Below are 23,076 nucleotides of genomic sequence, written 5' to 3'. Positions count from 1 at the left end.
ATGGTGTGGTTCCTCAGCCGATCGGGAGGGCGGAGGCGAGTTCGCTGGGGGCTCCGGTGAGCGTGCCGCACACGTCGGCCAGGCGGCGCGAGGCGTCGATGTGGTCCGCGAGGAACTCGGCGTCCCGGCCGACCGCCTCGAAGCGGCCCGAGCCCCACGAGTACTGCCAGGGCAGCCCGAGGAAGTGCAGGCCGGGCGTGCTGGTGGCGCCGCGCCAGTGCATCGGGTAGCCGCGGCCGTCGAAGACGGGGGCTTCGATCCACCGGTGGTCGCGGCGGAAGCCGGTGGACCAGATCACCGAGGTGATACCGGCGGCCTCCAGGTCCAGTGCGCGCGGCTGCTCGTTCGGCTCCCACACCGGGACGTAGCGGGGCTCCGTCGGGGCGTCGATGCCGTGCGCGGTGATGTGGGCGTCTATGGCGTCCTTGATGCCTTCGGCGACGGCGTCGGCGTGGTCGAGGTTCACCTTCAGGTCGTCGGCGAACTCCAGGTCGGTACCGGTGATGGCGGTGAGCCGCCCGTACACCCGCATGCCGTCACGGGCGAAGGCGCGCAGGTCGATGTCGCGGCCGCCGTCGCGGCCGGTGACGTAGTGGTTGACCCGCATGCGCACGGCGTCGGCGTCGCCGAACTCGTCGATGGACTTGTCGTAGTGGCCCATGTCGTCGAGCCAGGCCACGCAGTCGCGGCCGCGGTAGAAGCGGGCCACACGGGGGGCGCTGCCGACGGCCAGGTGCACCTGGCGCCCGGCGAGGTGGAGGTCCTCGGCGATCTGGCAGCCGGACTGGCCGGTGCCGACCACGAGGACGGCGCCGTCGGGGAGTTGGTCGGGGCTGCGGTAGCGGGAGGAGTGGACCTGGGTGATGCCGTCGGGCAGTCGCTGGGCCATCGGCGGGACGGACGGCGTGTGGTAGGGGCCGGTGGCGACCACCACCTGTTCGGCGGTGAAGTCCCCGGCGGTGGTGGAGAGTTCGAACACCCCGCTCGGCGAGCGCCGCAGCCGGGTGACCGTCACCCCTTCCACCAGGGGCGGCCGGAAGAAGGAGACGTAGTCCTCCAGGTACCGGACGATGTCGTCGCGGACCATGAACCCGTCCGGGTCGTCGCCCTGATACGGATAACCCGGCAGCTGGCACTGCCAGTTGGGGGTCACCAGGCAGAAGGAGTCCCAGCGCCGCTCACGCCACTCGTGCCCGACCCTGTTCGCCTCGACGACGACGTGCTCGACACCTCGCCGGCCCAGGCAGTAGCTCATCGCGAGGCCTGCCTGACCGCCGCCGACCACGACCGCCGGGATCGGGGCACCTCCCCTGCCCGTCAGGCTGGAGGGAAGGGCGCCGACCGGCCGTATCGCCGGGGCCGAACTCACCGCGTGCTCCCGTCGGCGCCGGTCAGGGATTCGACCGTGACCTTGGCATCGCTGACGGCGGCGTACGCGGCGGCGGTCCGCTCGATCTGAGCGAGCTGGTCGGAGGCACCGGTACAGAAGAAGCCGAACTTCTCCTTCACACGCTCCCCCGCGATACCGAGTGCCGTGCGGCTGCGCTCGACGAAATCCGCAAGTGCGTACTGGCTGCCGGGAACGAAATAGTCCTCGACCACCGTGGAGGGGGAATAGCAGCGCTGCGTAACCCCATCGGGCCAGCGCACATGAAAATACATCTCGGGCATGACAGCCTCCATGCCGGGCGCCGAGGTCTTGAGGCCTCGCCGCTGTCCGTGGAGACCAACTCCAGCCCTCGGGGATTTCCGAACGAAGTCATCCGGAACAAAGGGGAGTTGCCAAAACCTCACGCCGACTTGAGGTGCAATTCACGGGCGGCACGCAACCCCGGCACCGGTGTCCGCGCCGCGCGTGCTCAGCCGCTCTCGTTGATACGGCGCAGAAAGGCGCGTGTGCGTTCGTGGGCGGGGTCGGTCATGAACTTCTCGGGAGGGCCTTCCTCCAGGACGGTGCCCTGGTCGAACATGACCAGCCGGTCCGCGGCCGAGCGGGCGAACCCCATCTCGTGGGTGACGACGATCACCGTCATGCCGTCGTCGACGCGTTCCTTCATCACGGCGATGACCTCGCCGACCATCTCGGGGCCGAGGGCGCTCGTCGGTTCGTCGAAGAGCATCAGCTCCGGCTTCATGGCGAGGGCACGGGCGATGGCGACGCTCCCCCTGGCCCTTAAGGGCCAGGGGGACCCCCAACTGCAGGCCGCCGGAGGGGGAGTGCCGACGGGAGCGACGGCACCTTGTGCTCCAGCCCCACGCGTGCGAGGAGCGCCTGCACCTGCTACCTGGCTGCGGCTTTCGGCATGCCGAGGACCTTCGTGGGCGCGGCGGCCACGTTGTCGAGCGCGGTCAGATGGGGGAAGGGATGGATGCGCTGGAAGACGAAGCCGATGTTGCGGCGGCGTTCAGCCACTACCGTCGGCCGTTCCTCCACCGCCGAGCGGCCACCGGCTGACCATCACGTCGATCTCGCGGGCCCGGACGTCCATGGAGATGCCGTTCAGCACCTGGGCGTCGCCGAAGCGCTTGACCACCCCGCGGGCGGACATCACCGCCGACGGATCGGCCGCTTCGGCGGACGCGTGGCCCTGGGGCTTCCGTCGTGTTTCGTGAGGGGGTCCATGTCAGTGTGTCTCCTTGCCCGCGAGCGTGGTGTCCTCGCGGACGGCGGTGCGGCGCAGCCCGCCGCCGGCGAGCCGCTCCCGCAGCGACGGGGTCTCGATGACGGGTCCGGGTTCCGCGAGCCGGCGCTCGATGAACCGCTGGACGAACGACCACACCGTCGTCAGCGCGAGGTAGTAGCAGGCGACGACGAGGAAGATCTCGAAGGTCTTGAAGGTCGCCGAGTTGATGGACTGCGCGGTCAGGAACATCTCCTGCAGGCCGATGACCGACAGGATGGACGTCGACTTCATCATCAGGTTGAACTCGTTGCCCAGTGGCGGAACGACGATCCGGATCGCCTGCGGCAGCAACACGACCCGCATCGTCATCGCCGGGGTCATGCCCAGCGCCTGTGCCGCCTCCGCCTGCCCGGGATCGATGGCGTCGAGGGCCGCGCGGAAGATCTCGGCCATGTACGCAGCCTCGTTCAGGGCCAGCGTCAGGATGGCGGCCTGTACGACGCCGAGGAGCACGAGCCCGCCGACCTGGAGGTCGCCGAAGCGGTAGACGCCCGCTGCGGCGAGGCCGTTGTAGACGAGGACGAGCTGGACGAGCAGGGGCGTGCCGCGGACCAGCCAGACGTAGGTCCCCGAGCCCCAGCGCAGCGGGGCGAAGCGGCTGCGCTGGGCCAGCGCGAGGGCGAACCCCAGGAGCACGCCGAGGAGTTGGGCCACGACGGAGATGTAGACGGTGCGCCAGAGTCCTTCGAGGAACACGCCGGCCGGCGAGGTCAGGTAGTGCCAGAAGAACGGCCAGTCGAAACCGACCGGCTGACTTGCGTCGGCGAGCACGGGTGCGTGGGTCACGTGGGTCTCTCTCTGCACGCCTGCCGCGACGTCAGTCGGCGATGCTGTCGCCGGTCAGGTTCCACTTCTTGAGGATCTCGTCGTACGTGCCGCTCTTGCGTACCGCGGCCAGCGCCTTGACGAGCCCGTCGTGCAGGGCCGTGTCGCCCTTGCGGGTCGCGGCTCCCACCTTGATGCGGTTGAACGGCCGACCGACCAGGGCGAATGCCCCGGGCTGCTGCTTCTGCACGTAGGCGGCGGTCTCCAGCGTCGAGCTGTAGACGTCGACCAGTCCCAGCCGCAGCTGCTGAAGAGCGTCGCTGTCCTTGGTGAACAGCCGGATGTCGATCTTCCCCTTTCCGGCCGCCTCGCACTTCGCGGACTGGTCGGCGAGGTACTGGGCGGCGGTCGTGCCCGTCTGCCCGGCCGCTTTCCTGCCGCACAGGTCGTCCGGGCCCTTGATCTTGTCGGCGTTCCCGGCGGCCACGACGAGGGTGTTGGCGGCGTACATGTACGGGACGAAGTCGACGACCTTCTCCCGCTCGGGCTTGATGTAGAGCTGGCTGACGATCGCGTCGCACTGCTTGGCCTGCAGCGCCGGGATGATCCCGCTGAAGCTGGTGTTGGCCCAGTCCGCCCGGACCCCGAGCTGGGCGGCCAGCGCGTCGCCGAGCTCGATCTCGGCGCCCACCGCCTTCTGCGAGGCGTCGTAATAGCTCAGCGGCGGCGCGCTGATGTCGGCGCAGTAGGTGATGTGACCCTCTTTCATGAGCGCGCCTGTCGGCAGTTTGACCGACGCGGCGGCCGGGGCGGCGTCGGCGCTACCGGAGTCCGCGGAGCATCCGGTGAGGGCCAGGGCGGCCACGGCGGTGGTCCCTGCCAGTACGGATATCGATCGGCGGGAGAAGGCGGGCGACCAGGCCATTTCCGAACCCCTTTAGGGAATTGCGCTGTTGCAGGGTGATATAAGTCAATGCCATAGTCGATGACGTTGACTATGCCAGGGAAGCTAGGCCCGCCGCTCTTGAAGTGTCAAGAAGTTCCGTGTAACGCGGCCGTCAATGAGGCCTGTTCACCAGTGGCCCGGTGCAGTCGGAAAGGAAACGATGTCCGCATTCACCGAACGTCAGCTTGCCGCGAGTGGCGAGCGCTGGGCCGTCGCGACCCCGCACGCCGCGGCCGGCGAGGCCGCTGCCGACGTACTCCGCGAGGGCGGGAACGCGGTCGACGCGGCGCTCGCCGCCGCCGCCATGCTGACGGTGGTCTACCCCAACCAGTGCTCCGTCGGCGGCGACCTGCTGGCCCTGGTGGGCACCCCCGACGGCGACGTCCGCTGTGTCAACGCCAGCGGCCGCTCCCCACGCGCGGTCGACGTGGAGTCGCTGACCGCCGCGCACGATCTGATGCCCGTGCTCGGCGCCCTGCCGGTCACGGTCCCCGGCGCGGTCGGCGGATGGGCCACCCTCGCCGACATGTGGGGCACCCGCTCGCTCGCCTCCGCGCTCGCACCCGCCGAGGCCGCCGCCCGCGACGGGGTGCCCGTGGCCCCCGGACTCGCCCACGATCTCGCCCGCGAGAGCGCCCGCTTGGCGCGTGACCCCGGCATGCGGGGCGTGTTCTTCGCCGACGGCGAGGTCCTCACGGCCGGACAGACGCTGTGCCAGCCCCACCTCGCCCGCTCCCTGGCCCTGATCGGCTCGGAGGGCCCCGCCGCGATGTACGGCGGAGAGGTCGGCGCGAGCCTGGTGAAGCTGCTCGCCTCACAGGGCTCCGCGATGACGGACGAGGATTTCGCCGCACACACCGTGGAGCTCTCCCCCGCACTCGCCGCACAGTACGACGGAGTCGAGTACCTGTCGGCCGGAGCCAACTCCCAGGGCCTGTACTTCCTCCAGGGCCTCAAGGCACTCGACGTGGCCCGCGCCGCCCGGGGGCCGCTCGACCCGCTGGGCCGCGAGGCCGGCCTGGTCGCCTCGGTGCTCGCCTGGACCGCCGGGGACCGCGACCGCCACTGCGCCGATCCGGAGTGGAGCGAGGCCCCGGTCGAGCATCTGCTGTCCGACGCGTACGCGCGGCACATCGCCGAACACGCCCTGGCAGGCACGGCTGTCGACCTGCTCGCCCGGCGCAAGGCGACCGGTGACACCGTCGCGGTGGTGGTGGCCGATGCGGACGGCACCTGGGTCTCCCTGATCCAGAGCGTCTTCCACAGTTTCGGCGCCGCCGTGCTCGACCCCGGCACCGGGATCGTCCTGCACAACCGGGGCGCCTCGTTCTCCCTCGACCCCGCCTCGCCCAACCGCCTGGCCGGCGGGAAGCGGCCGCTGCACACGCTCATGCCGGTCCTGGTCCGCGAAGGGGGCGAACTCGTCGGCGCGCACGGCGCCATGGGCGGACGCGCGCAACCCCAGGTGCACACCCACATGGCCCTGCACCTCGCCGCCGGTTCCGCTCCCGAACACGCCGTGTCGGTGCCACGCTGGGTCCTCGGGGCCATGGAGGCGGGGGTGACGACCGGCGCGGGCGTCGTCAGCACCGAGCGGGACGTCCCTGTCGCCGGCGTCCACGCGATCGAGGGGGCGGGCTTCACCGTCGGGTCGCTCGGCGCGAACGACGACGGGGTGGGCCACGGCCAGCTGGTCCGGCGTGTAACCGGGGACGGCAGGCCACACCTGGCGGCGGCCACCGATCCGCGCGCGGACGGTTCGGCGGTGGCCGGCTGACACCATGGCCCGGGTACACGATCATGGGAGCGATCGACGTGGGGAAGGAAGCATGACCGACAGCAGTGCCAGGACGCCCAGGAGGGCGAGCCGGAACCGCCTGCCGCGGGGCACCCTGAGCCAGGAGCTGATCATCCAGGCCGCCTTCCGGGTCGCGGACTCCTCCGGGATGGAGAAGCTGACGTTCCAGGCCCTCGGCCGCGAGCTGTCCGCCCATCCGACGGCGATCTACCGGCACTTCCGCAACAAGGACGAACTCCTGCTGGCACTCATCGACGCCCTGCACGAGGAGGCACTCGCCGACATCCCGCCGCCCACGGACGACTGGGCCCACGACCTCATGCAGATCGCGATCCACACCCACGAGGCGTTTCTCCGCCATCCCCGGGTAGGGGCCCTGGCCGCCGCGCGCACCGCCCGGCGGGAGAACGAGTTCCGGTCCGTGGAACGCAAACTCGACTGCATGCGCCGGGCCGGCCTCGACGACACCGAAGCCGCCCGCTACTACCGGGTCTTCGCCGACCTGGTACTGGCCTACAGCGCCATGGACGCGAGCCTGGCCGCGCTGTCCCCAGAACTCCGGGACGCCGACCTGCGCGCCTGGAAGACGGACTACCTCACGCTGCCGCCGGACAAATACCCCAACATCGCGCGGGTCGCGCCCCGTTTCGTGAGCCTGGACGACCCTCAGAACTTCGTCACGGCCGTCCAGGCGGTCATCGACACGGTCCGGGCGAGGACGGAGCATGAGGCCCGCCGCACCTGAGCCGTAGGGCGCCCGGCCGTTACGCCGCGGTCACGACGGCACAGGGAGTCACACACCTCAAACGGCCTGCCGCCCGTGGCGCACCGGCCGAGAACGACCGCCCCCGCTCCCATGCCGGAGCGGCTCGCTCGTCCACGAGCGCGGGGGCCGTGGCGCCGATATCACCGGCGAGACAGCCGACAAGCCCGTGCAGGCCACGATCGGCCGCAGTAGCGTCAGCTGGCAGCTCACCACCGTGCTGCACCACCTCACATGACGGAAGAGACCGCATGCCATCCGCCGACGAACTCATCGGCCGCCGCGCCGTCGAAAGCCTTCTACGCGCCGTTGAGACCGCCGCCCCGGACGCCGACCTCACGTCCCTGCGCGCAGCGCCACACCAGATCACCCCGCTGTCCCTCCGGGAACGCGCCGACCTGCTGCGCGATGCCCTGCTGGCGGACCTGCCCGGCGACTACGCCGCGTTGGCCCGGACCGTACGCACCGCCCGGGACAGCACCGCGGACTTCACCGGATGGCTGATCTGGCCGGTCACCAGCGCGATCGCCACCCGCGCGGTCCAGGAGGACACCACCGCAGCCTTCGACGATGCGATGGCGCTCCTCGCCGACCTCACCGGCCGTCTCACCTCAGAGTTCGCCATCAGGACGCTGCTGCGGCACGACCTCGACCGAGCCCTGGACATCATCAGCGACTGGACCGGCTCGGCCGACGCGCACGTGCGCAGGCTCGCCTCCGAGGGGACCCGCCCCTACCTTCCCTGGGCGGTACGGGTGCCGGACATCCAGGCCCGTCCCGGAGCGACCGTGCCCATCCTGGACGCGCTCTACCGCGACGAGAGCGACTACGTGCGCCGCTCGGTCGCCAACCATCTCAACGACCTCAGCCGGGACCATCCCGACCTCGTCGTGGACACCGCCCGCCGCTGGCTGGACGCATCCGACGCGGCCACCGAACGCCTCGTGCGCCACGGGCTGCGCACCCTCGTCAAACGCGGCCACCCCAAAGCCCTGGACCTGCTCGGCTTCGCCCCCGCGACGGTGGAGGTCGACGGACCTCACCTGGACCACACCACCGTCCCGCTCGGCGGGAGCGTCCGCTTCACCGCCTCCATCCGCAACACCCGTGACACCGAGACACGACTGGCCATCGACTACATCGTGCACCACCGCAAGGCCAACGGCGGCCAGACCGGCAAGACCTTCAAACTCACCACCCGCACCCTCGCACCGGGCGAACAGATCCAGGTGGCGCGGGAGCACTCGTTCCGGCCGATCACAACCCGCCGCTACCACCCCGGAACTCACGCGATCTCTCTGCAGATCAACGGAGTCGAATCAGCCCGTGCGGACTTCGTCCTGACAGCCACGGACACGCCCTGACTCCAAGCGCTCTGGTCCGCCGTGGCATGACCTGCCGTGATCACGGCACTGCCCCCGTCCCTCTTCGAGTGCCATGGCTGCCACTCGGTCGGCGACGACACCGCACTGTCCCGGCCATGCCGGGCCAGTATCAGCGGCCCGGGCCGCTTCCTGTGTGGGGTGCCCCTGTGACCTCTTGTTCAGTGGCAGACAGGGAGCCGAGCAGGGCGAGTGCAGTAGCGGAGGGCGTGCCGGGTTCCGCGTGGTGGACGACGAGGAGCAGCCCGTCGGAGCCGGTGATGGCCAGCTTCTCGCGGCGCAGATGCAGCTCGCCCACCTGTGGATGGCGCAGGCGGGTGGTGGCTCCCTCCCAACGGCGGATGTCGTGGCGGGCCCACAGGCGTCGAAAACGCTCGCTTCTCAGGCTCAGCTCGCCCACAAGCTGAGTCAGGCGCGGGTCGTCCGTCTCGGCGCCGGCTGCGGCGCGCAGCTGCGCAACCACGCCCGCCGTGCCCTGCTCCCAGTCCATGTGCAGCTGTTGTGCCAGGGGGTCGGTGAACAGGGCCCGCAGACGGTTCACACCCGGCGCCATGTGCGGCGACAGGGCGACGGCCAGGCGGTTGGCGGCGAGCACATCCGTGCACCGGTTCTGCACAAAGGCGGGCACGGCGAACGTGTCCAGCAGCATCGCGATACCGTCGGGCACACGCTCGGTGCGAGGCGGGGGCTGCGTGCGGCGGGACTTGGGCCGGGCAAGCTCGACCATGTGAGCGGCGCTGTCCGCGTCGAGCTGCAGTACCTCCGCGAGGGCGTCAAGTACCTGAACCGACGGGTTGCGATCGCGGCCGCGCTCCAGGCGGAGATAGTAGTCGGCGCTGATGCCGGCGAGCATCGCGACCTCCTCCCGGCGCAGGCCGGGCACCCGTCGGATCCCTGCGGCAGGAAGCCCCACTTCCTCCGGCCGGACGAGTTCGCGACGGGCACGCAGGAACTCGCCAAGGGCATTGCGGCCGTCTGCGGTGTCCATGCTCCGACGGTAACGCGCCGCTTCTCCGGCTGCGGGGGCCCTGTCACTACCTGGAACACGGGGGCACTGCCAGGCCACACGCTGTAGGCGCAGGGTCGAGAACGAGGCCTCGGGAACACCGGGGCGCGCAGGAATTCCTCTTCCCCCGGCAAGGAATACGCCATGACACAGCGCACCTGGTTCATCACCGGCGTCAACAGCGGCTTCGGTCGGCACATGACCGAGCACCTGCTCGAGAAGGGTCACAAGGTGGCCGGCACGATCCGTCGGCCTGGATCCGTGGACGACCTTGTGGCCAGGTACGGCGATACGTTCTGGGTGGCATCCCTCGACGTCACCGACACCCCCGCCGTCAAGGAGGTCGTCGATCGCGCGTTCACCGAGCTGGGGCGGATCGACGTGGTGGTCAACAACGCGGGTTACGGCCTGTTCGGCGCGGCCGAGGAGGTCACCGACGAGCAGATCCTCGGCATCCTCAACACCAATCTGATCGGTTCGATCCAGGTCACCCGGGCTGCACTGCCGCACCTGCGGGAGCAGGGCGGAGGACGGATCATCCAGATCTCCACCTACGGCGGCCAGGCCACCAACCCCGGCGCCTGCATCTACCACGCCAGCAAGTGGGGCATCGAGGGATTCATGGAATCCACAGCCAAGGACGTCGCTCCGTTCGGCATCGGCGTCACCATCGTCGAGCCCGGAGGCGCGCGCACCGAGTTCCGCTACGGCAGCCTTCAGATGGCGACCCCGCTGTCGGAGTATGACGACACACCGGCCGCCATGACCCGTGCAGCACAGGACCGGAGTCGGCCTTCTCTTGGTGACCCGGCAGCGATGGCCACTCGCATCATCGACAGCGTGGAGCAGACCCCTGCCCCACTGCGACTGGTCCTGGGAAGTGACTCCTACCGTTTTCTTCAAGCGGCTCTGTCCGAGCGGCTGGCCGAGGTCGAGTCCCAGCGCGACACGGCAGGCCTGACTGACATTACCGACGGTGCCTGACCTTTGGTTTGCTGAACAGCCAGCCGCCGCTAAGGGCATCCGTCATCGACCGCTCATCACCAGTCGCGGTCCGTCGGTTCCAGCGAGATATCGCGCGACACATATCACCGACCGGATCGGTGCGCCGATGTCCCTGGGCATCTCCGGAGCCAACATGCACGACGGCCTCGGCCTGCAGCCGCTCGGGAATGGCAGGCTGGGGTGATGAGCCCCCGGAAGACCGTCGCCGAGGACGGCCTGCGGCATCTGCTCAATGAGTGGGATCCGATAGGCATCGCTGACGAAGTGCAGGACGAATACGACTGCATGCTCACTCCTCTGTTGAAGCGGCTACGTGCCGGCGCCGACCGATCCGAGATCTGTCAGTTTCTGCGGCACGAGATGGAAGATCACTTCGGTCTCGACCCGCTGGGGCTGCGGCCGGATGCCATGGCCGTTCGGGTGATCGAATGGTGGACGTCGGCGGTCCCTGCTGATGGCGTGGAGAACGGGCCGGTCGTTCCAAAGACTCCCCCGGCTTCCCGCTCTGGCCTGTGAGGATCAGGCCGGACTTGCCGGGCACGAGGAGCGCCCACATGCCTTGGAGTATCTCCGGTGACAGCGTGCGCAGTTCGTGGGCGCTGAGCACACCGACCATGCGCGGCGGGCGCGTCCGTTCCGGACGTCCGCGCTCGACTCTCCGGGTCCACATTTCCGATGAGCCTGGTCGGCTTCCGGCTTCCGGCTGCCCGGCCTGCGGCGCGGCGGCCGCTATCGGCAGAACGAGCGGCCTGGCGCAGGTGCTCCTTGAGTTGCGGCGACGAAGCCCTTGTCGGCAAACGGCGGCCCGAGGGCCTCTCGTATCCGCATGCGCAGACAGCCCGTAGGAGAAGCCAGCCGGACCACCTGGGCGGTCCGGACCGGTGCCCCGCCCGGCAGGCGTGGACGCAGTGACATCTCAACCGCCTCGAACCGGCACCCCCACGCCGATCCGGCCATCATTCCGCCGCCGCCGAATTCGCCTGCGATGCCTGCGATGGATGCAGCACGGTGCGCCCAGGTCCGGCGCAGAAGTTCAGGAGGTTTCGGGTTTGGTGTAGAGGATTTCGCGGGCCTGTTCCGCGGCGCGGGCGGTGCTTTCGGAGACGAAGTCCAGGAAGCGGGCGATGTTCTCCAGGCGGGCGGCGGCCGGGGTCTCGGGGCCCAGGACGCCGACACCCTGGCGGGCGATCTCGACGAGCTGGGCGATGGAGCGGGCGCTGGCCATCATCGACTGGTACCAGACGTCGTCGTCGACGACGTAGCGTTCGCGGCGGCCCTCGTCGCGTTCGCGGCGGACCAGGCCCTGGCTCTCCAGGAAGGTGATGGCCTTGGAGACCGACGCGGGGCTGACCTCGAGGTGCTGGACGAGTTCGGAGGCGGTCAGGCTGCCGGTGTCGGTCAGGGTGAGGCAGGCCATCACCCGGGCCATCATCGCGGGCATGCCGGAGGCCATCATGACGGTGGTGAAGGTCTCTTCGTAGGCGCGGACCGCTTCCGGGTCGCGTCCGTGGGCCGGCAGCGGGGTGCGGGCGCTGCGGGGTGCGGGGCTCTTGCGGCGGTGTGCGCGGTGTTCGGTGGCCCTGTGGGCGAGGTCGGCGCGGTAGCTGGTGGGGCCGCCGTTGCGCATCACTTCTCTTGTGATGGTCGACGTCGGGCGGTCCAGGCGCCGGGCGATCTCCGCGTAGGCGAGGCCGTCGGCCAGGCCCAGTGCGATCTGCTGGCGTTCGGCCTGGGTGAGTCTGCCTCCCGGCATGTCGGGTCTCCCTCGCGCTCGGTCATGTCGTGGTGCCCCGCGTCCTCACCCTAGCTTCCGTCTCCGATTCATTGCAACGGATGGGGCGAGAGGTCGTTGCGTTGGATTCAGGTCCACCGCGGCGCCATCGCCTTACTGAGCTGCTGTTATCCAGGTTTGACGCGGCGTTGGCGCCATTCACCTCACGAACGCAACGTAGCGTTTCTGGCGTCGGAAATGGCCGCCCGGGCCTGCGGCAGCCTGACCGCCTGCACCTTGTGCGCCGCACCCCAGCCGTACACCTCCGGCGGAGCATTAACCTCCATCCATTGCAACGCATTTTCGTCGGACTGTTGCATTAGATGTCGACCCATTGCAACGATTTCTCCGTCTCTACCTGCAGTGATTGCGATATCGCGCAACAAACTCGTTGTCAGATCCATGAATGCAACGTAGCGTTTCACCCATCGGAAACAACGATTCGAAGGAAACCGCCATGCAGAAGTTCGACACCCCCGCCGCCATCTCCGCCCACCTCGACCTCGCCGCCGCGGACATCCGCCTCATCGCCTCCGACCGCACCGACACCACCGTCGAGGTCCTCCCCGCCGACGCCGCCAAGAGCCGCGACGTCCAGGCCGCCGAGCAGATCGAGGTCACCCACCACGCCGACGGCGTCCTGCGCATCTCCGCCCCGGCCGCCAAGAACCGCCTGCTGGGCGACTCCGGCACCGTCGCGGTCACCGTGCAACTGCCCGCCGGCTCCCGCATCCAGGCCAAGACCGCCAGCGGCACCCTCCAGAGCAAGGGCCGCCTCGGCGACGTCGTCTTCGAAGGCGCCCAAGGCACCGTCCACCTCGACCAGACCGCCGGCGCCCGCCTCACCCTGCAGGCCGGAGACATCACCCTCGGCCGCCTCGACGGCGACGCCGAACTCACCACCCACAAAGGCGACCTGACCGTCACCGAGGGCGTGCGCGGCACCCTCACCCTCCGCACCCAGCAGGGCAACATCACCGTCGACGCCGCCCCCGGCACCGCCGCCACCCTCGACGCCGGCACCAGCCACGACCGCACCCACAACTCGCTCAAGAACAGCGAGGGTTCCGCCGCCCGGCTCGACATCCACGCCACCACCGCCTACGGCGACATCACCGCCCGCAGCCTCTGACCCACCCCGAAGGAAGGACACCGCCATGAAGTCGCCACTCGCATCCACGCCCCAGGTGGCGACTTCGGCCGGCCCCGGCCCCCTCGCCTCCTTCCTGAAGTTCGTCGTCCTCGGCGGCGGCATCGGAGTCCTGTCCAGCCTCGCCGTCCCGCTGCTGGCCACAGCCCTGCCCTGGGCGGTGGCCAACGCGGTCATCACCGTCGTCTCCACGCTGCTGTGCACCGAACTCCACGCCCGCTACACCTTCGACAAGAAGCGCAGCGCCCACTGGCGCGAGCACTGGCAGTCCGCCGGCTCGGCGGCCGCCGGGTACCTCGCCACCAGCATCGCCGTGTCCGTCCTGCACCTGCTACAGCCCTCCCCCGGCCTGCTGACCGAACAGATCGTCTACCTCACCGCCTCCGGCCTCGCCGGCACCGCACGCTTCCTCCTCCTGCGCCTCCACACCTTCGCCACCCGGCACAACCGCGACACACCGCGCCACGTACCGCAGCGCACCCCCTCCCCCCTCACCATCGCCGCGTGAACCCCCGCCCCCGCCAGGCGTCCGGCGGCGCCGCGCCACCCTCACACCAGGGAGCCGGCACTGCGGAAGCCCTCACGATGCGGGGGCGTACAGCCGTCGTCGGCAGGGTGTCCGGGGAGGGTGCGGCGTACCTCGTACGACTGCAGGGGACGCCGGGCTCGTGCCGGAGCAGAGACGTCCGTACGACCTAGGCTGATCGTCATGTCTGAGCATGTTCGTCTGCGTCCCATAGCCGAGAAGGATCTCGATCCGCTTGAGCGTCTCCACGAGGACCCGGCCGAGGCCGGGGAGCTCGGGTTCTTCGGTCATCGCAATCCGGGGCAGCTGCGCCGGCAGTGGGCCGAGCACGGCTTTCTCACGGCCCAGGGCGGGCGCCTGGCGATCGTCCACGACACCGACGACCGGTTCCTCGGCGAAGTGCAGTGGCGGCAGGTGCTGCAAGGGCCGGCGTCACCGTGCTGGAACATCGGTATCGCGCTCCTGACCGCCGAGCGGGGCAAGGGGTACGGCGCACGCGCCCAGCGGCTCCTCGCCGAGTACCTGTTCGCGCACACCCAGGTCAATCGCGTCGAGGCAAGCACGGAAGCGGTCAACACCGCCGAGCAGAAGGCCCTCGAGCGGGCCGGCTTCACCCGTGAGGGCACCATCCGCGGGGCCTGCTTCCGCGGCGGCGCCTGGCGGGACATGGTCATGTACTCGGTACTGCGGGCCGAGATCACCGACCAGTCGTGAACCCGCTTCCGCGACGGGAGGCCCCCCAACCGTTGCTGTCCATCCCACGGTGCCGGGCCTTGATCCCGTACGGAGCAGGCCTACAAGGCCAGTTGGCTCTCACAGGACTTTCGTCACGCCGAATGCTCGACCGGCACCACATACTCTCCCCGTCCGCCCCTCGCCACCACCGCCCGCCGCCGTCGCCTCACCGGCACAACGGGCGGGCGCCGACCACGTGAAACACCCGCGCGGGGTCGTGGTGGGCTGCCGTTGCCCGGCCTGGACATCACGGGGCCCGGGTCCGTTAACTGCCTTGGGAGAGCAGGTCGTTCACCGCTCTCGCAGCGCGCGGGCGCAGGGCGCTCCGACCAAGCCGCCGATTCCCCCGCGCCGGCACAGACCACAACGGACCGGTGATCAGGGGGATGGTCTCATTGCATTCGTACGGTGTTCCGGGAACGCATGCCGACAGCGCACCCATCGGCACCCCACTGCCGACTCTGCGCATCTACGTCCTCACCCCTTGGCTGAGCCCCGTCCTCCCAGGCGTGACCGGTGAGTTGTACGTCGCCGGCCCGATCGCCCGCGGCTATGTAGGGCAGGCGGCTCTGACCGCCGAGCGGTTCGTCGCCGACCCGTACGGACCGCCCGGCTCCCGCATGTACCGCACCGGCGACCTCGCCCGCCGGAACGAGGACGGGCAGCTGCAGTACGCAGGGCGCGCCGACGCCCAGATCAAGATCCGTGGTTTCCGTGTCGAGCCCGCGGAGGTGGAGTCCCATCTCGCCGCTCATCCCGGCGTGGCCCGCGCCGTGGTGACCTCGCGCGACACAGCCGCCGGGAAGCAGCTGGTGGGCTATGTGACGGGGGACGCCGTCGAGGCCTCGGCCGTGCGGGCGTTCGTGGCGGCGCGGTTGCCCGCCTACATGGTGCCCTCGGCCGTCGTGGTCCTGGACCGGCTTCCGCTGACCCCCAACGGCAAACTGGACCGTGCCGCGCTGCCCGCGCCGCCCTCCAGCGTCAGCACCGCTGAACACCGGGCGCCGCGCACACCGTACGAGCGGACGCTGTGTGCGCTGTTCGCGGAGGTCCTGGACGTGGAGCGGGTCGGTGTCGACGACGACTTCTTCGCCCTGGGCGGTCATTCACTGCTGACCGTCCGGCTCCTGGCCCGCATACACGCCGAACTCGATGTGCGGATCGCGGTGCGCGACGTTCTCACCGCTCCGCGGCCGGGTGACCTCGCCCGGCTCGTCACGGCCGGTTCGGCGGGCCGTGCGTCCGCCTCCGCCGCCCTGGTGCCGGCCTCCGAGGCGCGGCTGGATCCGGGCCATCGTTTCCGCGAGGCCGCGGGTTTCGGCGCGCCGATGCGGCAGGTGCTGCTCACCGGCGCCACCGGATTCGTCGGAGCGTTTCTCTTACGGGAGCTGCTCGCACAGAGCGACGCGCAGGTGCACTGCCTGGTGCGCGCCGCCACGGAACAGGCCGCACGCGCCCGCCTCAACGCCGTACTCGACTCCTACGGCATCGACCTGAAGACCCACTCCGCACGCGTGCACCCCGTCCCCGGGGACCTCGCGCACGACGGCCTGGGCATCGACGCGGCTCGCTGGAGCGGGCTGCGCGAGGAGCTGGACACGATCGTCCACGCGGGCGCGTATGTGCACCATCTGTCGGCGTACGGGCGTTTGAAGGCGGCCAACGTGGAAGGCACCCGGACGCTGCTGCGGCTTGCGGCCGAGGGCCGGCCCAAGCGCTTCCACCACCTCTCCACCCTCGGCGTCTTCGGCAGCGCCGCGGTCGGCCGGCAGGTCACCGAGGCCTCCCCCGTGCAGGACGCCCGGCACATGGCCGCCGACGGCTATCTGGCGAGCAAGTGGGTGGCCGACCTCATGGTCCAGCACGCCATCGCCCGCGGCGCCCGCGCACGCGTGTACCGACTCGGCCGGATCTGGGCCGAGTCGCAGCACGGCGCCGTCAACACCGACGACATGTTCTGCCGCCTCCTGCTCACCTGCGCCGCACTGGGCTGCCATCCGTACGAACCCGCCCTGCAGGCCGACCTGCTGCCCGCCGATGTCACCGCCCGCGCCCTGGTCGCCCTCGCCCGGGCCGACGACACCGCGCACCCGGAGCCGGCGACCGTGTACCACCTGCACCACCCCCGTCAGACCGGACCAGGGGCCTTCCTGCGGGTCCTCGACGAGCTGCGCGGAACCAGGTCGCAGCCGGTCGGGCTCGGCCCGTGGCTGGAGCGCCTGCGGCAGGCCGGCGAGGCCGGGCACGAGCTGCCGTTCCTGCCCTATCTGGACGTGTTCCAGCAGACCGTCGAAGACCCGCACAACACCGCGGACACCGCGTCCCCTACGGATGTCACGGACCGTGCCGTCGACAGCTACCGCAACGACCGCACCCTGCACACCCTCCAGCACCTCGGCGTGCACATCCCTGACATCGACGAAACCCTGATGCACCGCTTCTGGCAGCGGCTTCGGGATGCCGGCGAGTTCAGCTGACGGGCGGGCAGGGCGCGGCGTGCCCCGTCAGAGGCGAAAAGCCGCGCACCGCCCGGCGCGCTCTATAGGGCGTTGTCCAGCGCCAGGGCGAGTTCGGCGATCCGCCACCTGCCGTCGGACCGTCGCAGGCCGAACGTGTAGACGCCGGTCGAGACCATCTGGATGTGCTCGCCGGTGTTCGTCGTCTGCAGCAGATAGGCCCGCGCTTCGGCGGTGGCGGCGTCCGTCGTCGTGACCACGACGTTGCCCAGGTGGTGGCGCACTCTTCCGGTCCGGGCCGCATGTCCGGCACGGATGAAGTCGAGTACCGCCACGCGTCCGGTGACCGGGCCGAGCGTCGGCTTTCCGGGCATCGTGAAGGTCCAGGTGGTGTCCTCGGTCAGGACCGTTTCCAGCGCGGGCACGTTCAGTTCGTCCAGGGCGTGGGCGTAGATCGCCACCGTCTGCCGGAGTTCGGCGCTCACGGGGCCACCGTCAGGACGATCTTGCCCTGGATGTGGCCCTGCGCGGCTCGTGCGTGGGCGCCGGCCGCTTCGGAGAGGGGGTAGGTGCTGTCCACGCCGACCTGGAGTTCGCCCTTGTCGAAGAGGCGCCCGATCTCGGCGAGTTGGGCGCCGTTGGAACGCACCTGAATGTTGGAGACGGTGATGTCCAGACGCTCCGTCACTTCCGGGTCGTACTCGGCGAAGAACACCGGAAGCATGGTGCCTCCGCGGTTGAGCACGGTCAGCAGGCGTGCGCTGTCCGGGCCGCCGACGGTGTCGATGACCAGGTCGACGCCGCTGACCACGTCCGCGACTCGTGTCGTCGTGTAGTCGATGAACTCATCGGCGCCGAGCTTGCGCAGGAACTCCTCGTGCCGGGTGGAGGCCACGGCGATGACGTGTGCGCCCTTCCATTTCGCGAGTTGCACCGCGAAGTGGCCCACTCCACCGGCGGCCCCGTTGACCAGCACGGTCATACCCGGCGTGAGCGGCACCGGCCGGTGCACGCGGCCGGTGAAGGGAGACGGCACGTCGTGGCCGAGTTCGATCAGGTACTGCCAGGCCGTGAGCACGGCCATCGGCGCCCCGGCCGCCTGCACATGGTCGACGCCGGCCGGCTTGTGGGCCAGGTCGCGCGCCGGTGCGGCCACGTACTGGGCGTACGTCCGGCCGTCGAAGCCGGGAAACCGCAGCATGCCGAAGACCTCGTCGCCGACGGCGAACTCCCGCACATCCGGGGCGACCGCCTGGACCACGCCCGACATGTCCGTTCCAGGGGTCAGGGGGAACTCGAGCGCCGGCCTCATCTCGGGCGGCATCACCTTCATCCCCTCCCGCAGGTACCAGTCCGGCGGGTTGACGCCCACGGCGTGCACCTGGACGAGCACCTCGCCCGGGCCGATCCCGGGATGCGGCACCTCCTCGTACCGCAGAACTTCCGGCCCGCCCGCTTCGTGGAACTGGATCGCCTTCATCACGCCTGTCGCTTTCTCGGGGAAACACTGCTCCCTTGAGTCAAAGCCCGGGGCGGGCGGGCCGTCCAAGACCTGTCCGGCAACGCGATCATTCCGAAACGGCATGACGCGTACCCTGCAAGGGTGAACGATCTCGGACAGGACCTGGAACTGCGGCTGGTGCGCTACTTCACGGTGGTGGCGGCGCACCAGCACTTCGGCCGGGCCGCCGCCGACCTGCATGTGGCCCAGCCGGCGCTGAGCCGTCAGATCCAGCGCCTGGAGAAATATCTCGGCACACGGCTGCTGGACCGCACTCCGCAGGGCGCGCGGCTCACCGCGGCCGGCGAGACCTTCCTTCCTCAGGCCCAGGAGCTGCTGCGGGCCGCCCGCCAGGCCGAGCTGGCCGTACGCGAGCAAGCCGAGAGCGAGCGCATCACCATCGGCTACGTCGAGGACCTGGTGATCACCGCCGCCGTGCAGGAACTACGCCGTCGCCATCCCCGTGCCGAGATCTCCACCCGGCATCTGAGCTGCCGCGATGTCGGGGCGCTGGCCGACAGACGTGTCGATGTCCTCATCGCCCGCGCGCCGCTGCCTCTCGCCGACGACGACATCGTCACCACCCCGCTGTACGAGGAACCCCGCAACCTCGTGGTCCCGCGCGACCATCCCCTGGCCGGCCGCTCGTCGGTGACCGCGCACGAGCTCGCGGGCGAGGAGCCCGTACCGTGCGCGTTCGAGACCGCGGACTGGACCTCGTACCGGATCCTCGGCACCGGCGTGCCGCCGGTCGAGAGCTACGAGGACAAGCTCGAACTCGTCGCGAGCGGCAAAGCGATCGCCGTACTGCCGGCCGGCGACCGGCGCAGCTCCCTGCGCTCCGACCTCCTCGCCATCCCGATCGAGGACGCTCCCCCGAGCCAGGTAGTCCTGGCCGGCCGTAGGAACGACCCGAATCCGATGATCGGAAATCTCCGGCGGGCCGCTCGGGCCATGCTGGCCGCGTCGGCGTCCTGACCGGCCCCTTCCGGGCGATCACCGGGTCCGGCGTACGCGTCAGCCGGTCCGCATGCCGACCGCCAGCGTGAGTTCGAGGACCCGGTCCGGCGACGCGAGATCCGGGAACAGCTCCCGCAGCTGCGCCATCCGGTAGCGGACGGTCTGGGGGTGGACGAACAGCGCCGCCGCCACCTCGTCCCGTCTGCCCTGGTGCAGCAGCCATGCCCGCAGCGTCTCCTCCAGTCGCCGTGCGGTCGCGGCGGGCAGGGTCCGCAACGGTGCGAGGGCCCGGGCACGCAGGTCGGCGAAGGCGTCCGCGTCGGCGCTGAGCACCAGTTCGGGCAGGTGGTCCTCGGTGTCGCGGACATCGGCGGAGAGCAGACGCGCGCGTACGGCTCGTGCGTACGAGGCGGACGCCCGGGTCCATGGCCGGGCCGGGCCGACGACGGCGGCGCGTTCGGTCAACTGCCGCAGGAGATGTGGCCGGTCGGCGTCGGAGACGAGGAGCACGCCGGTGGCGTCCGGCAGATCGTCGAGGACGAGTGTGCTGGGGTCGAGTTCGCGGTAGGCGGGCCGGGCCTGGGCGGCGGGCAGCAGGACCGCGGTGAGCGACATCGGGGGCTGCCACCCGGCCCGCTGGGCGGAGGCCAGCAGCACGTCCGGGGTCGCGCCGGCGAGCAGATCGCGGGCCAGGTGTTCCAGATGGCGCTCGTGTTCCCGGCCCCGGGCGGCGAGTTCGTCGGCATGGCCCGCGGCGCTCGCGGCGGAGAGTTCGTCGATGTAGGCGAAGGTCAGCTCGGCGAAGTTGGCGACCTCCGCGGCGGGCAGACCTGCCGATACGGCGCCTTCTGCCAGGCAGCGCCAGGCGACGCGGGCGCCGACACGGTAGGCGCTGAGCAGTGCGTCCATCGAGCGTCCGTCGCGGACCTCGCCGCGGCCCAGCTCGTAGGCCGCGTCGCCGCCGTCGCCGCCTGTGGCGATCCCGCTGGCGAGGTCCAGGTAGTTCCCCAGGGCGGTGCGGACGGCCCGGCGGATGGTGCCTCCCATGCGGCCCGAGAGGGCGTTGGCGTAGGGAGGTACCTCGTCGATGATCGCCTGGACGACCTCGTCGGCCGTGGTCCTCAGTGCGGCCCGCAGTGCGGTGACCGTCGTCTCATCCAGGGCCAGTTCGCTGGCCCTCCTGACTGCTTGACTCACGTTTTTGTTCCCTGCGAACAATTTGGCCAACCAGATTCACATGTTGCGGTCAGGACTTTACCCCGTGAAGCACAGCAAGCTGGAACCATGACGAGTACAGCCCTCCGCAGCAGGGCGTGGAAACTACTGGAGATGGTCACGACGCCGCTGCTGCCGTCGGACTATCTCGACCTGGTCAGCCCGCTGCGTGCCGGCGCCGACCTGCGCGGGCGCATCGAGGCCGTGCACCCCGAGACGAGTGACGCCGCGACCATCGTGATCAGACCGGGACGGGGCTGGCGGGGCCACACGGCCGGCCAGTACGTACGGATCGGGATCGACGTCGACGGGGTGCGCCTGTGGCGCGCCTACTCCATCACCTCGCCCACAGACCGTCCGGACGGCCGCGTCACGATCACCGTGAAGGCGATCCCGGACGGCAAGGTCAGCAACCATCTGGTCCGCAAGGCGGAACCGGGCACGCTGATCCAGCTCGACCAGGCCACCGGTGACTTCGTGCTGCCGCGGGCCAAGCCCGCCAAGGTGCTCTATCTGACGGCCGGCAGCGGCATCACGCCGGTGATGGGCATGCTGCGCGACACCGAGTTCGACGACGTCGTCATGGTCCACTGCGCACCACAGCCGCACGACGTGATCTTCCGCCGCGAACTGCACGCTCTGGCCGCGGACGAGAAGCTGCGACTCACCGAGGTGCACACCGACACGGACGGCGTGCTCGACATCGCCCGTCTCGACGAACTCGTGCCCGACTGGGCCGAGCGCGAGACCTGGGCCTGCGGGCCCGCGGGCCTGCTCGACGCCGCCGAGAAGCACTGGAGCGACCACGGCGTCCCGGAGCGCCTGCACACCGAACGCTTCCGCCCGAGCATCGTCGTCGCCGGCGACGGCGGCGAGGTCACGTTCAGCGCCACCGGCAAGACCGTCGACGCGGACGGCGCCACACCGCTGCTGGACGTCGGCGAGGAGGCCGGCGTGCTCATGCCCTCCGGGTGCCGTATGGGCATCTGCTTCGGCTGTGTCAGCCCGCTCAAGGCCGGCGCCGTCCGCGACCTGCGCACCGGCGAGATCACCGAGGCCGAGCCGGGCGTCCTCATCCAGACCTGTGTGTCCGCCGCCGCGGGCCCCTGCGACATCGAACGGTAGGAGCACCTTGACCGCCATCGACCCCACCGCCCACCTGACCGCAGAGCAGATCGAGGAGCTCGGCCGCGAGCTGGACGCGATCCGCGACGAGGTGATCGCCAGCCGCGGCGAGAAAGACGCCGCCTACATCCGCAAGGTCATCTCGGCGCAGCGCAAGCTCGAGCTGGCCAGCCGCGGCGTGCTGCTGTTCTCGATCTTCCCGCCCGCGTGGCTGATCGGCACCGCCGGTCTGTCCGTGGCGAAGATCATGGACAACATGGAGATCGGCCACAACATCCTGCACGGCCAGTGGGACTGGATGCGGGACCCGAAGATCCACTCCACCACCTGGGAGTGGGACCACGTCTCGCCGGCCGACCAGTGGAAGCACTCCCACAACGAGCTGCACCACACGTACACCAACGTGATCGGCAAGGACAACGACCTCGGCTACGGCATCATGCGCGTCGACGAGGACCAGAAGTGGTACCCCTTCCACCTCGGCCAGCCGCTGTGGAACTTCATCAACGCCTGCTTCTTCGAGTACGGCATCGCCGCCTACGACCTGGAGCTCGGCAAGAACCTCCGCAAGCGCCGCCGCAAGGACCCGGACTTCCGTGCGCGGGCCAGGGCCGTGGGCCGCAAGATCCGCAAGCAGGTGCTCAAGGACTACGTGATCCACCCGCTGCTGTCGGGCCCGTCCTTCCTGCCCACGCTCGCCGCCACGTTCACCGCCAACGTGGTCCGCAACCTCTGGTCCCACTCGGTGATCATGTGCGGGCACTTCCCCGAGGGCGTACAGGTCTTCGAGCGCCGGTCGATCAAGGGCGAGACGCGCGGCCAGTGGTACCTGCGCCAGATGATGGGCTCGGCCAACATCAGCGGCAGCAAGGCCATGCACTTCATGACCGGCAACCTCTCCCACCAGATCGAGCACCACCTCTTCCCTGACCTGCCGAGCAACCGGTACGCCGAGGTCGCGGTGAAGGTGCGCGCGCTGTTCGAGAAGTACGAGCTGGAGTACGTCACCGGGCCGCTGCCCAAGCAGGTGTTCTCCGCCTGGCACAAGGTCTTCCGGCTGTCGCTGCCGAACAAGCCGAACACGCCGGACAAGACGCCCAAGGCCGAGTCGCCGGAGCGCGAGAAGGAGCTCGTCGTGGCCTGACCCGCAGGGGCAGGGCCGGGTTCGGCGAGACCTCTTTCCCCGCGCGAGGTGAAAGCCACCGGACCACAACCGGACCTCAAGCGTTACGCGCCCGCACCAGCGACCACACAGAGACGCAAACACCCTGGCGGACCGTGAAGGCGT

General features: G+C 70.0%; 22 protein-coding genes and 1 pseudogene. 12 read left to right on the top strand and 11 right to left on the bottom strand.

Annotated elements, in window-relative coordinates; translation table 11 throughout:
- Positions 1 to 13 precede the first annotated feature (13 nt).
- The 5 genes and pseudogenes from PH203_RS30000 to PH203_RS29980 all read right to left on the bottom strand — a co-directional run bounded on the left by PH203_RS30000 (position 14) and on the right by PH203_RS29980 (position 4,374).
- A complete protein-coding gene (locus tag PH203_RS30000) occupies positions 14 to 1,369 on the bottom strand; it encodes an MSMEG_0569 family flavin-dependent oxidoreductase (protein ID WP_289923816.1) in 1,356 nt (451 codons plus the stop codon).
- Entirely contained in the window at positions 1,366 to 1,671 is a 306-nt protein-coding gene (locus PH203_RS29995) for an MSMEG_0570 family nitrogen starvation response protein (protein ID WP_289923815.1), read from the bottom strand. The genes PH203_RS30000 and PH203_RS29995 overlap by 4 nt, the downstream gene beginning before the upstream one ends.
- A 188-nt stretch (positions 1,672 to 1,859) precedes the next feature.
- Positions 1,860 to 2,549: pseudogene (locus PH203_RS29990) on the bottom strand (ATP-binding cassette domain-containing protein).
- Between the two features lie 75 nt (positions 2,550 to 2,624).
- Complete coding sequence (locus PH203_RS29985; RefSeq protein ID WP_289923814.1) at positions 2,625 to 3,470, bottom strand: amino acid ABC transporter permease; 846 nt, start codon at positions 3,468 to 3,470, stop codon at positions 2,625 to 2,627.
- A 31-nt stretch (positions 3,471 to 3,501) separates the two neighbouring features.
- A complete protein-coding gene (locus PH203_RS29980) occupies positions 3,502 to 4,374 on the bottom strand; it encodes an ABC transporter substrate-binding protein (protein ID WP_289923813.1) in 873 nt (290 codons plus the stop codon).
- A 181-nt stretch (positions 4,375 to 4,555) separates the two neighbouring features.
- On the opposite strand from PH203_RS29980, the gene PH203_RS29975 reads away from it, so the two are divergent.
- The 3 genes from PH203_RS29975 (at position 4,556) to PH203_RS29965 (ending at position 8,320) form a co-directional block, all read left to right on the top strand.
- A complete protein-coding gene (locus PH203_RS29975; protein WP_289923812.1) occupies positions 4,556 to 6,172 on the top strand; it encodes a gamma-glutamyltransferase in 1,617 nt (538 codons plus the stop codon).
- A 52-nt stretch (positions 6,173 to 6,224) separates the two neighbouring features.
- Positions 6,225 to 6,938, top strand: coding sequence for a TetR/AcrR family transcriptional regulator C-terminal domain-containing protein (locus PH203_RS29970; RefSeq protein ID WP_289923811.1), 714 nt, complete (start codon positions 6,225 to 6,227; stop codon positions 6,936 to 6,938).
- A gap of 269 nt (positions 6,939 to 7,207) precedes the next feature.
- On the top strand, positions 7,208 to 8,320 hold the full coding sequence (locus PH203_RS29965) for a DNA alkylation repair protein (RefSeq protein ID WP_289923810.1): 1,113 nt from the start codon (positions 7,208 to 7,210) through the stop codon (positions 8,318 to 8,320).
- A gap of 130 nt (positions 8,321 to 8,450) precedes the next feature.
- On the opposite strand, the gene PH203_RS29960 is transcribed toward PH203_RS29965, so the two are convergent.
- Positions 8,451 to 9,326 (bottom strand): helix-turn-helix transcriptional regulator, encoded by an 876-nt coding sequence (locus PH203_RS29960; RefSeq protein WP_289923809.1) that lies wholly within the window; start codon positions 9,324 to 9,326, stop codon positions 8,451 to 8,453.
- A 162-nt stretch (positions 9,327 to 9,488) separates the two neighbouring features.
- On the opposite strand from PH203_RS29960, the gene PH203_RS29955 reads away from it, so the two are divergent.
- The gene (locus tag PH203_RS29955) at positions 9,489 to 10,328 is read left to right on the top strand and encodes an SDR family oxidoreductase (RefSeq protein ID WP_289923808.1); all 840 of its coding nucleotides are present in this window, start codon (positions 9,489 to 9,491) and stop codon (positions 10,326 to 10,328) included.
- Between the two features lie 204 nt (positions 10,329 to 10,532).
- Complete coding sequence (locus PH203_RS29950; protein ID WP_289923807.1) at positions 10,533 to 10,865, top strand: hypothetical protein; 333 nt, start codon at positions 10,533 to 10,535, stop codon at positions 10,863 to 10,865.
- Positions 10,866 to 11,382: 517 nt separating this feature from the next.
- On the opposite strand, the gene PH203_RS29945 is transcribed toward PH203_RS29950, so the two are convergent.
- Together PH203_RS29945 and PH203_RS29940 are read right to left on the bottom strand one after the other, a co-directional pair.
- Positions 11,383 to 12,102 carry a helix-turn-helix domain-containing protein gene (locus PH203_RS29945; protein ID WP_289923806.1) on the bottom strand — a complete coding sequence of 240 codons (720 nt, stop codon included), beginning with the start codon at positions 12,100 to 12,102 and terminating at the stop codon, positions 11,383 to 11,385.
- 182 nt (positions 12,103 to 12,284) lie between these two features.
- Complete coding sequence (locus PH203_RS29940; protein ID WP_289923804.1) at positions 12,285 to 12,524, bottom strand: hypothetical protein; 240 nt, start codon at positions 12,522 to 12,524, stop codon at positions 12,285 to 12,287.
- A gap of 53 nt (positions 12,525 to 12,577) precedes the next feature.
- Between PH203_RS29940 and PH203_RS29935 the strand changes: the two genes are divergently transcribed.
- The 4 genes from PH203_RS29935 (at position 12,578) to PH203_RS29920 (ending at position 17,008) form a co-directional block, all read left to right on the top strand.
- Positions 12,578 to 13,252 (top strand): DUF4097 family beta strand repeat-containing protein, encoded by a 675-nt coding sequence (locus PH203_RS29935; protein ID WP_289923803.1) that lies wholly within the window; start codon positions 12,578 to 12,580, stop codon positions 13,250 to 13,252.
- Positions 13,253 to 13,277: 25 nt separating this feature from the next.
- The gene (locus PH203_RS29930) at positions 13,278 to 13,778 is read left to right on the top strand and encodes a GtrA family protein (RefSeq protein ID WP_289923802.1); all 501 of its coding nucleotides are present in this window, start codon (positions 13,278 to 13,280) and stop codon (positions 13,776 to 13,778) included.
- Between the two features lie 201 nt (positions 13,779 to 13,979).
- Positions 13,980 to 14,510 (top strand): GNAT family protein, encoded by a 531-nt coding sequence (locus PH203_RS29925; RefSeq protein ID WP_289923801.1) that lies wholly within the window; start codon positions 13,980 to 13,982, stop codon positions 14,508 to 14,510.
- A 530-nt stretch (positions 14,511 to 15,040) separates the two neighbouring features.
- Positions 15,041 to 17,008, top strand: a complete 1,968-nt coding sequence (locus PH203_RS29920; RefSeq protein WP_354671277.1) for a thioester reductase domain-containing protein — start codon at positions 15,041 to 15,043, stop codon at positions 17,006 to 17,008.
- Between the two features lie 62 nt (positions 17,009 to 17,070).
- Here PH203_RS29920 and PH203_RS29915 read toward each other — a convergent pair whose 3' ends face one another.
- Both PH203_RS29915 and PH203_RS29910 read right to left on the bottom strand, forming a co-directional pair.
- Positions 17,071 to 17,472: a nuclear transport factor 2 family protein gene (locus tag PH203_RS29915; protein WP_289923799.1), complete on the bottom strand. Its 402-nt coding sequence runs from the start codon at positions 17,470 to 17,472 to the stop codon at positions 17,071 to 17,073.
- Complete coding sequence (locus tag PH203_RS29910) at positions 17,469 to 18,467, bottom strand: NADP-dependent oxidoreductase (RefSeq protein WP_289923798.1); 999 nt, start codon at positions 18,465 to 18,467, stop codon at positions 17,469 to 17,471. The genes PH203_RS29915 and PH203_RS29910 overlap by 4 nt, the downstream gene beginning before the upstream one ends.
- A gap of 123 nt (positions 18,468 to 18,590) precedes the next feature.
- On the opposite strand from PH203_RS29910, the gene PH203_RS29905 reads away from it, so the two are divergent.
- The gene (locus tag PH203_RS29905) at positions 18,591 to 19,466 is read left to right on the top strand and encodes a LysR family transcriptional regulator (RefSeq protein ID WP_289923797.1); all 876 of its coding nucleotides are present in this window, start codon (positions 18,591 to 18,593) and stop codon (positions 19,464 to 19,466) included.
- A 39-nt stretch (positions 19,467 to 19,505) separates the two neighbouring features.
- On the opposite strand, the gene PH203_RS29900 is transcribed toward PH203_RS29905, so the two are convergent.
- Positions 19,506 to 20,645 (bottom strand): PucR family transcriptional regulator, encoded by a 1,140-nt coding sequence (locus tag PH203_RS29900; protein ID WP_289923795.1) that lies wholly within the window; start codon positions 20,643 to 20,645, stop codon positions 19,506 to 19,508.
- Between the two features lie 87 nt (positions 20,646 to 20,732).
- Between PH203_RS29900 and PH203_RS29895 the strand changes: the two genes are divergently transcribed.
- Both PH203_RS29895 and PH203_RS29890 read left to right on the top strand, forming a co-directional pair.
- Complete coding sequence (locus PH203_RS29895; protein WP_289923793.1) at positions 20,733 to 21,788, top strand: ferredoxin reductase; 1,056 nt, start codon at positions 20,733 to 20,735, stop codon at positions 21,786 to 21,788.
- 7 nt (positions 21,789 to 21,795) lie between these two features.
- Positions 21,796 to 22,932: an acyl-CoA desaturase gene (locus tag PH203_RS29890; RefSeq protein ID WP_289923791.1), complete on the top strand. Its 1,137-nt coding sequence runs from the start codon at positions 21,796 to 21,798 to the stop codon at positions 22,930 to 22,932.
- Positions 22,933 to 23,076: the final 144 nt, after the last annotated feature.

This window comes from Streptomyces sp. S.PB5, assembly GCF_030403745.1.
Lineage (GTDB): Bacteria > Actinomycetota > Actinomycetes > Streptomycetales > Streptomycetaceae > Streptomyces.
This window is presented reverse-complemented; position numbering and strand designations above follow the sequence as displayed.

Bases quoted from the DNA above. Each gene is read 5' to 3' on its own strand.
- PH203_RS29950 (WP_289923807.1), top strand. From the start codon at position 10,533: ATGAGCCCCCGGAAGACCGTCGCCGAGGACGGCCTGCGGCATCTGCTC.
- PH203_RS29895 (WP_289923793.1), top strand. From the start codon at position 20,733: ATGACGAGTACAGCCCTCCGCAGCAGGGCGTGGAAACTACTGGAGATG.
- PH203_RS29975 (WP_289923812.1), top strand. From the start codon at position 4,556: ATGTCCGCATTCACCGAACGTCAGCTTGCCGCGAGTGGCGAGCGCTGG.
- PH203_RS29995 (WP_289923815.1), bottom strand. From the start codon at position 1,671: ATGCCCGAGATGTATTTTCATGTGCGCTGGCCCGATGGGGTTACGCAG.
- PH203_RS29965 (WP_289923810.1), top strand. From the start codon at position 7,208: ATGCCATCCGCCGACGAACTCATCGGCCGCCGCGCCGTCGAAAGCCTT.
- PH203_RS29960 (WP_289923809.1), bottom strand. From the start codon at position 9,326: ATGGACACCGCAGACGGCCGCAATGCCCTTGGCGAGTTCCTGCGTGCC.
- PH203_RS29980 (WP_289923813.1), bottom strand. From the start codon at position 4,374: ATGGCCTGGTCGCCCGCCTTCTCCCGCCGATCGATATCCGTACTGGCA.
- PH203_RS29910 (WP_289923798.1), bottom strand. From the start codon at position 18,467: ATGAAGGCGATCCAGTTCCACGAAGCGGGCGGGCCGGAAGTTCTGCGG.
- PH203_RS29930 (WP_289923802.1), top strand. From the start codon at position 13,278: ATGAAGTCGCCACTCGCATCCACGCCCCAGGTGGCGACTTCGGCCGGC.
- PH203_RS29925 (WP_289923801.1), top strand. From the start codon at position 13,980: ATGTCTGAGCATGTTCGTCTGCGTCCCATAGCCGAGAAGGATCTCGAT.
- PH203_RS29970 (WP_289923811.1), top strand. From the start codon at position 6,225: ATGACCGACAGCAGTGCCAGGACGCCCAGGAGGGCGAGCCGGAACCGC.
- PH203_RS29940 (WP_289923804.1), bottom strand. From the start codon at position 12,524: ATGGATCTGACAACGAGTTTGTTGCGCGATATCGCAATCACTGCAGGT.
- PH203_RS29945 (WP_289923806.1), bottom strand. From the start codon at position 12,102: ATGCCGGGAGGCAGACTCACCCAGGCCGAACGCCAGCAGATCGCACTG.
- PH203_RS29955 (WP_289923808.1), top strand. From the start codon at position 9,489: ATGACACAGCGCACCTGGTTCATCACCGGCGTCAACAGCGGCTTCGGT.
- PH203_RS29935 (WP_289923803.1), top strand. From the start codon at position 12,578: ATGCAGAAGTTCGACACCCCCGCCGCCATCTCCGCCCACCTCGACCTC.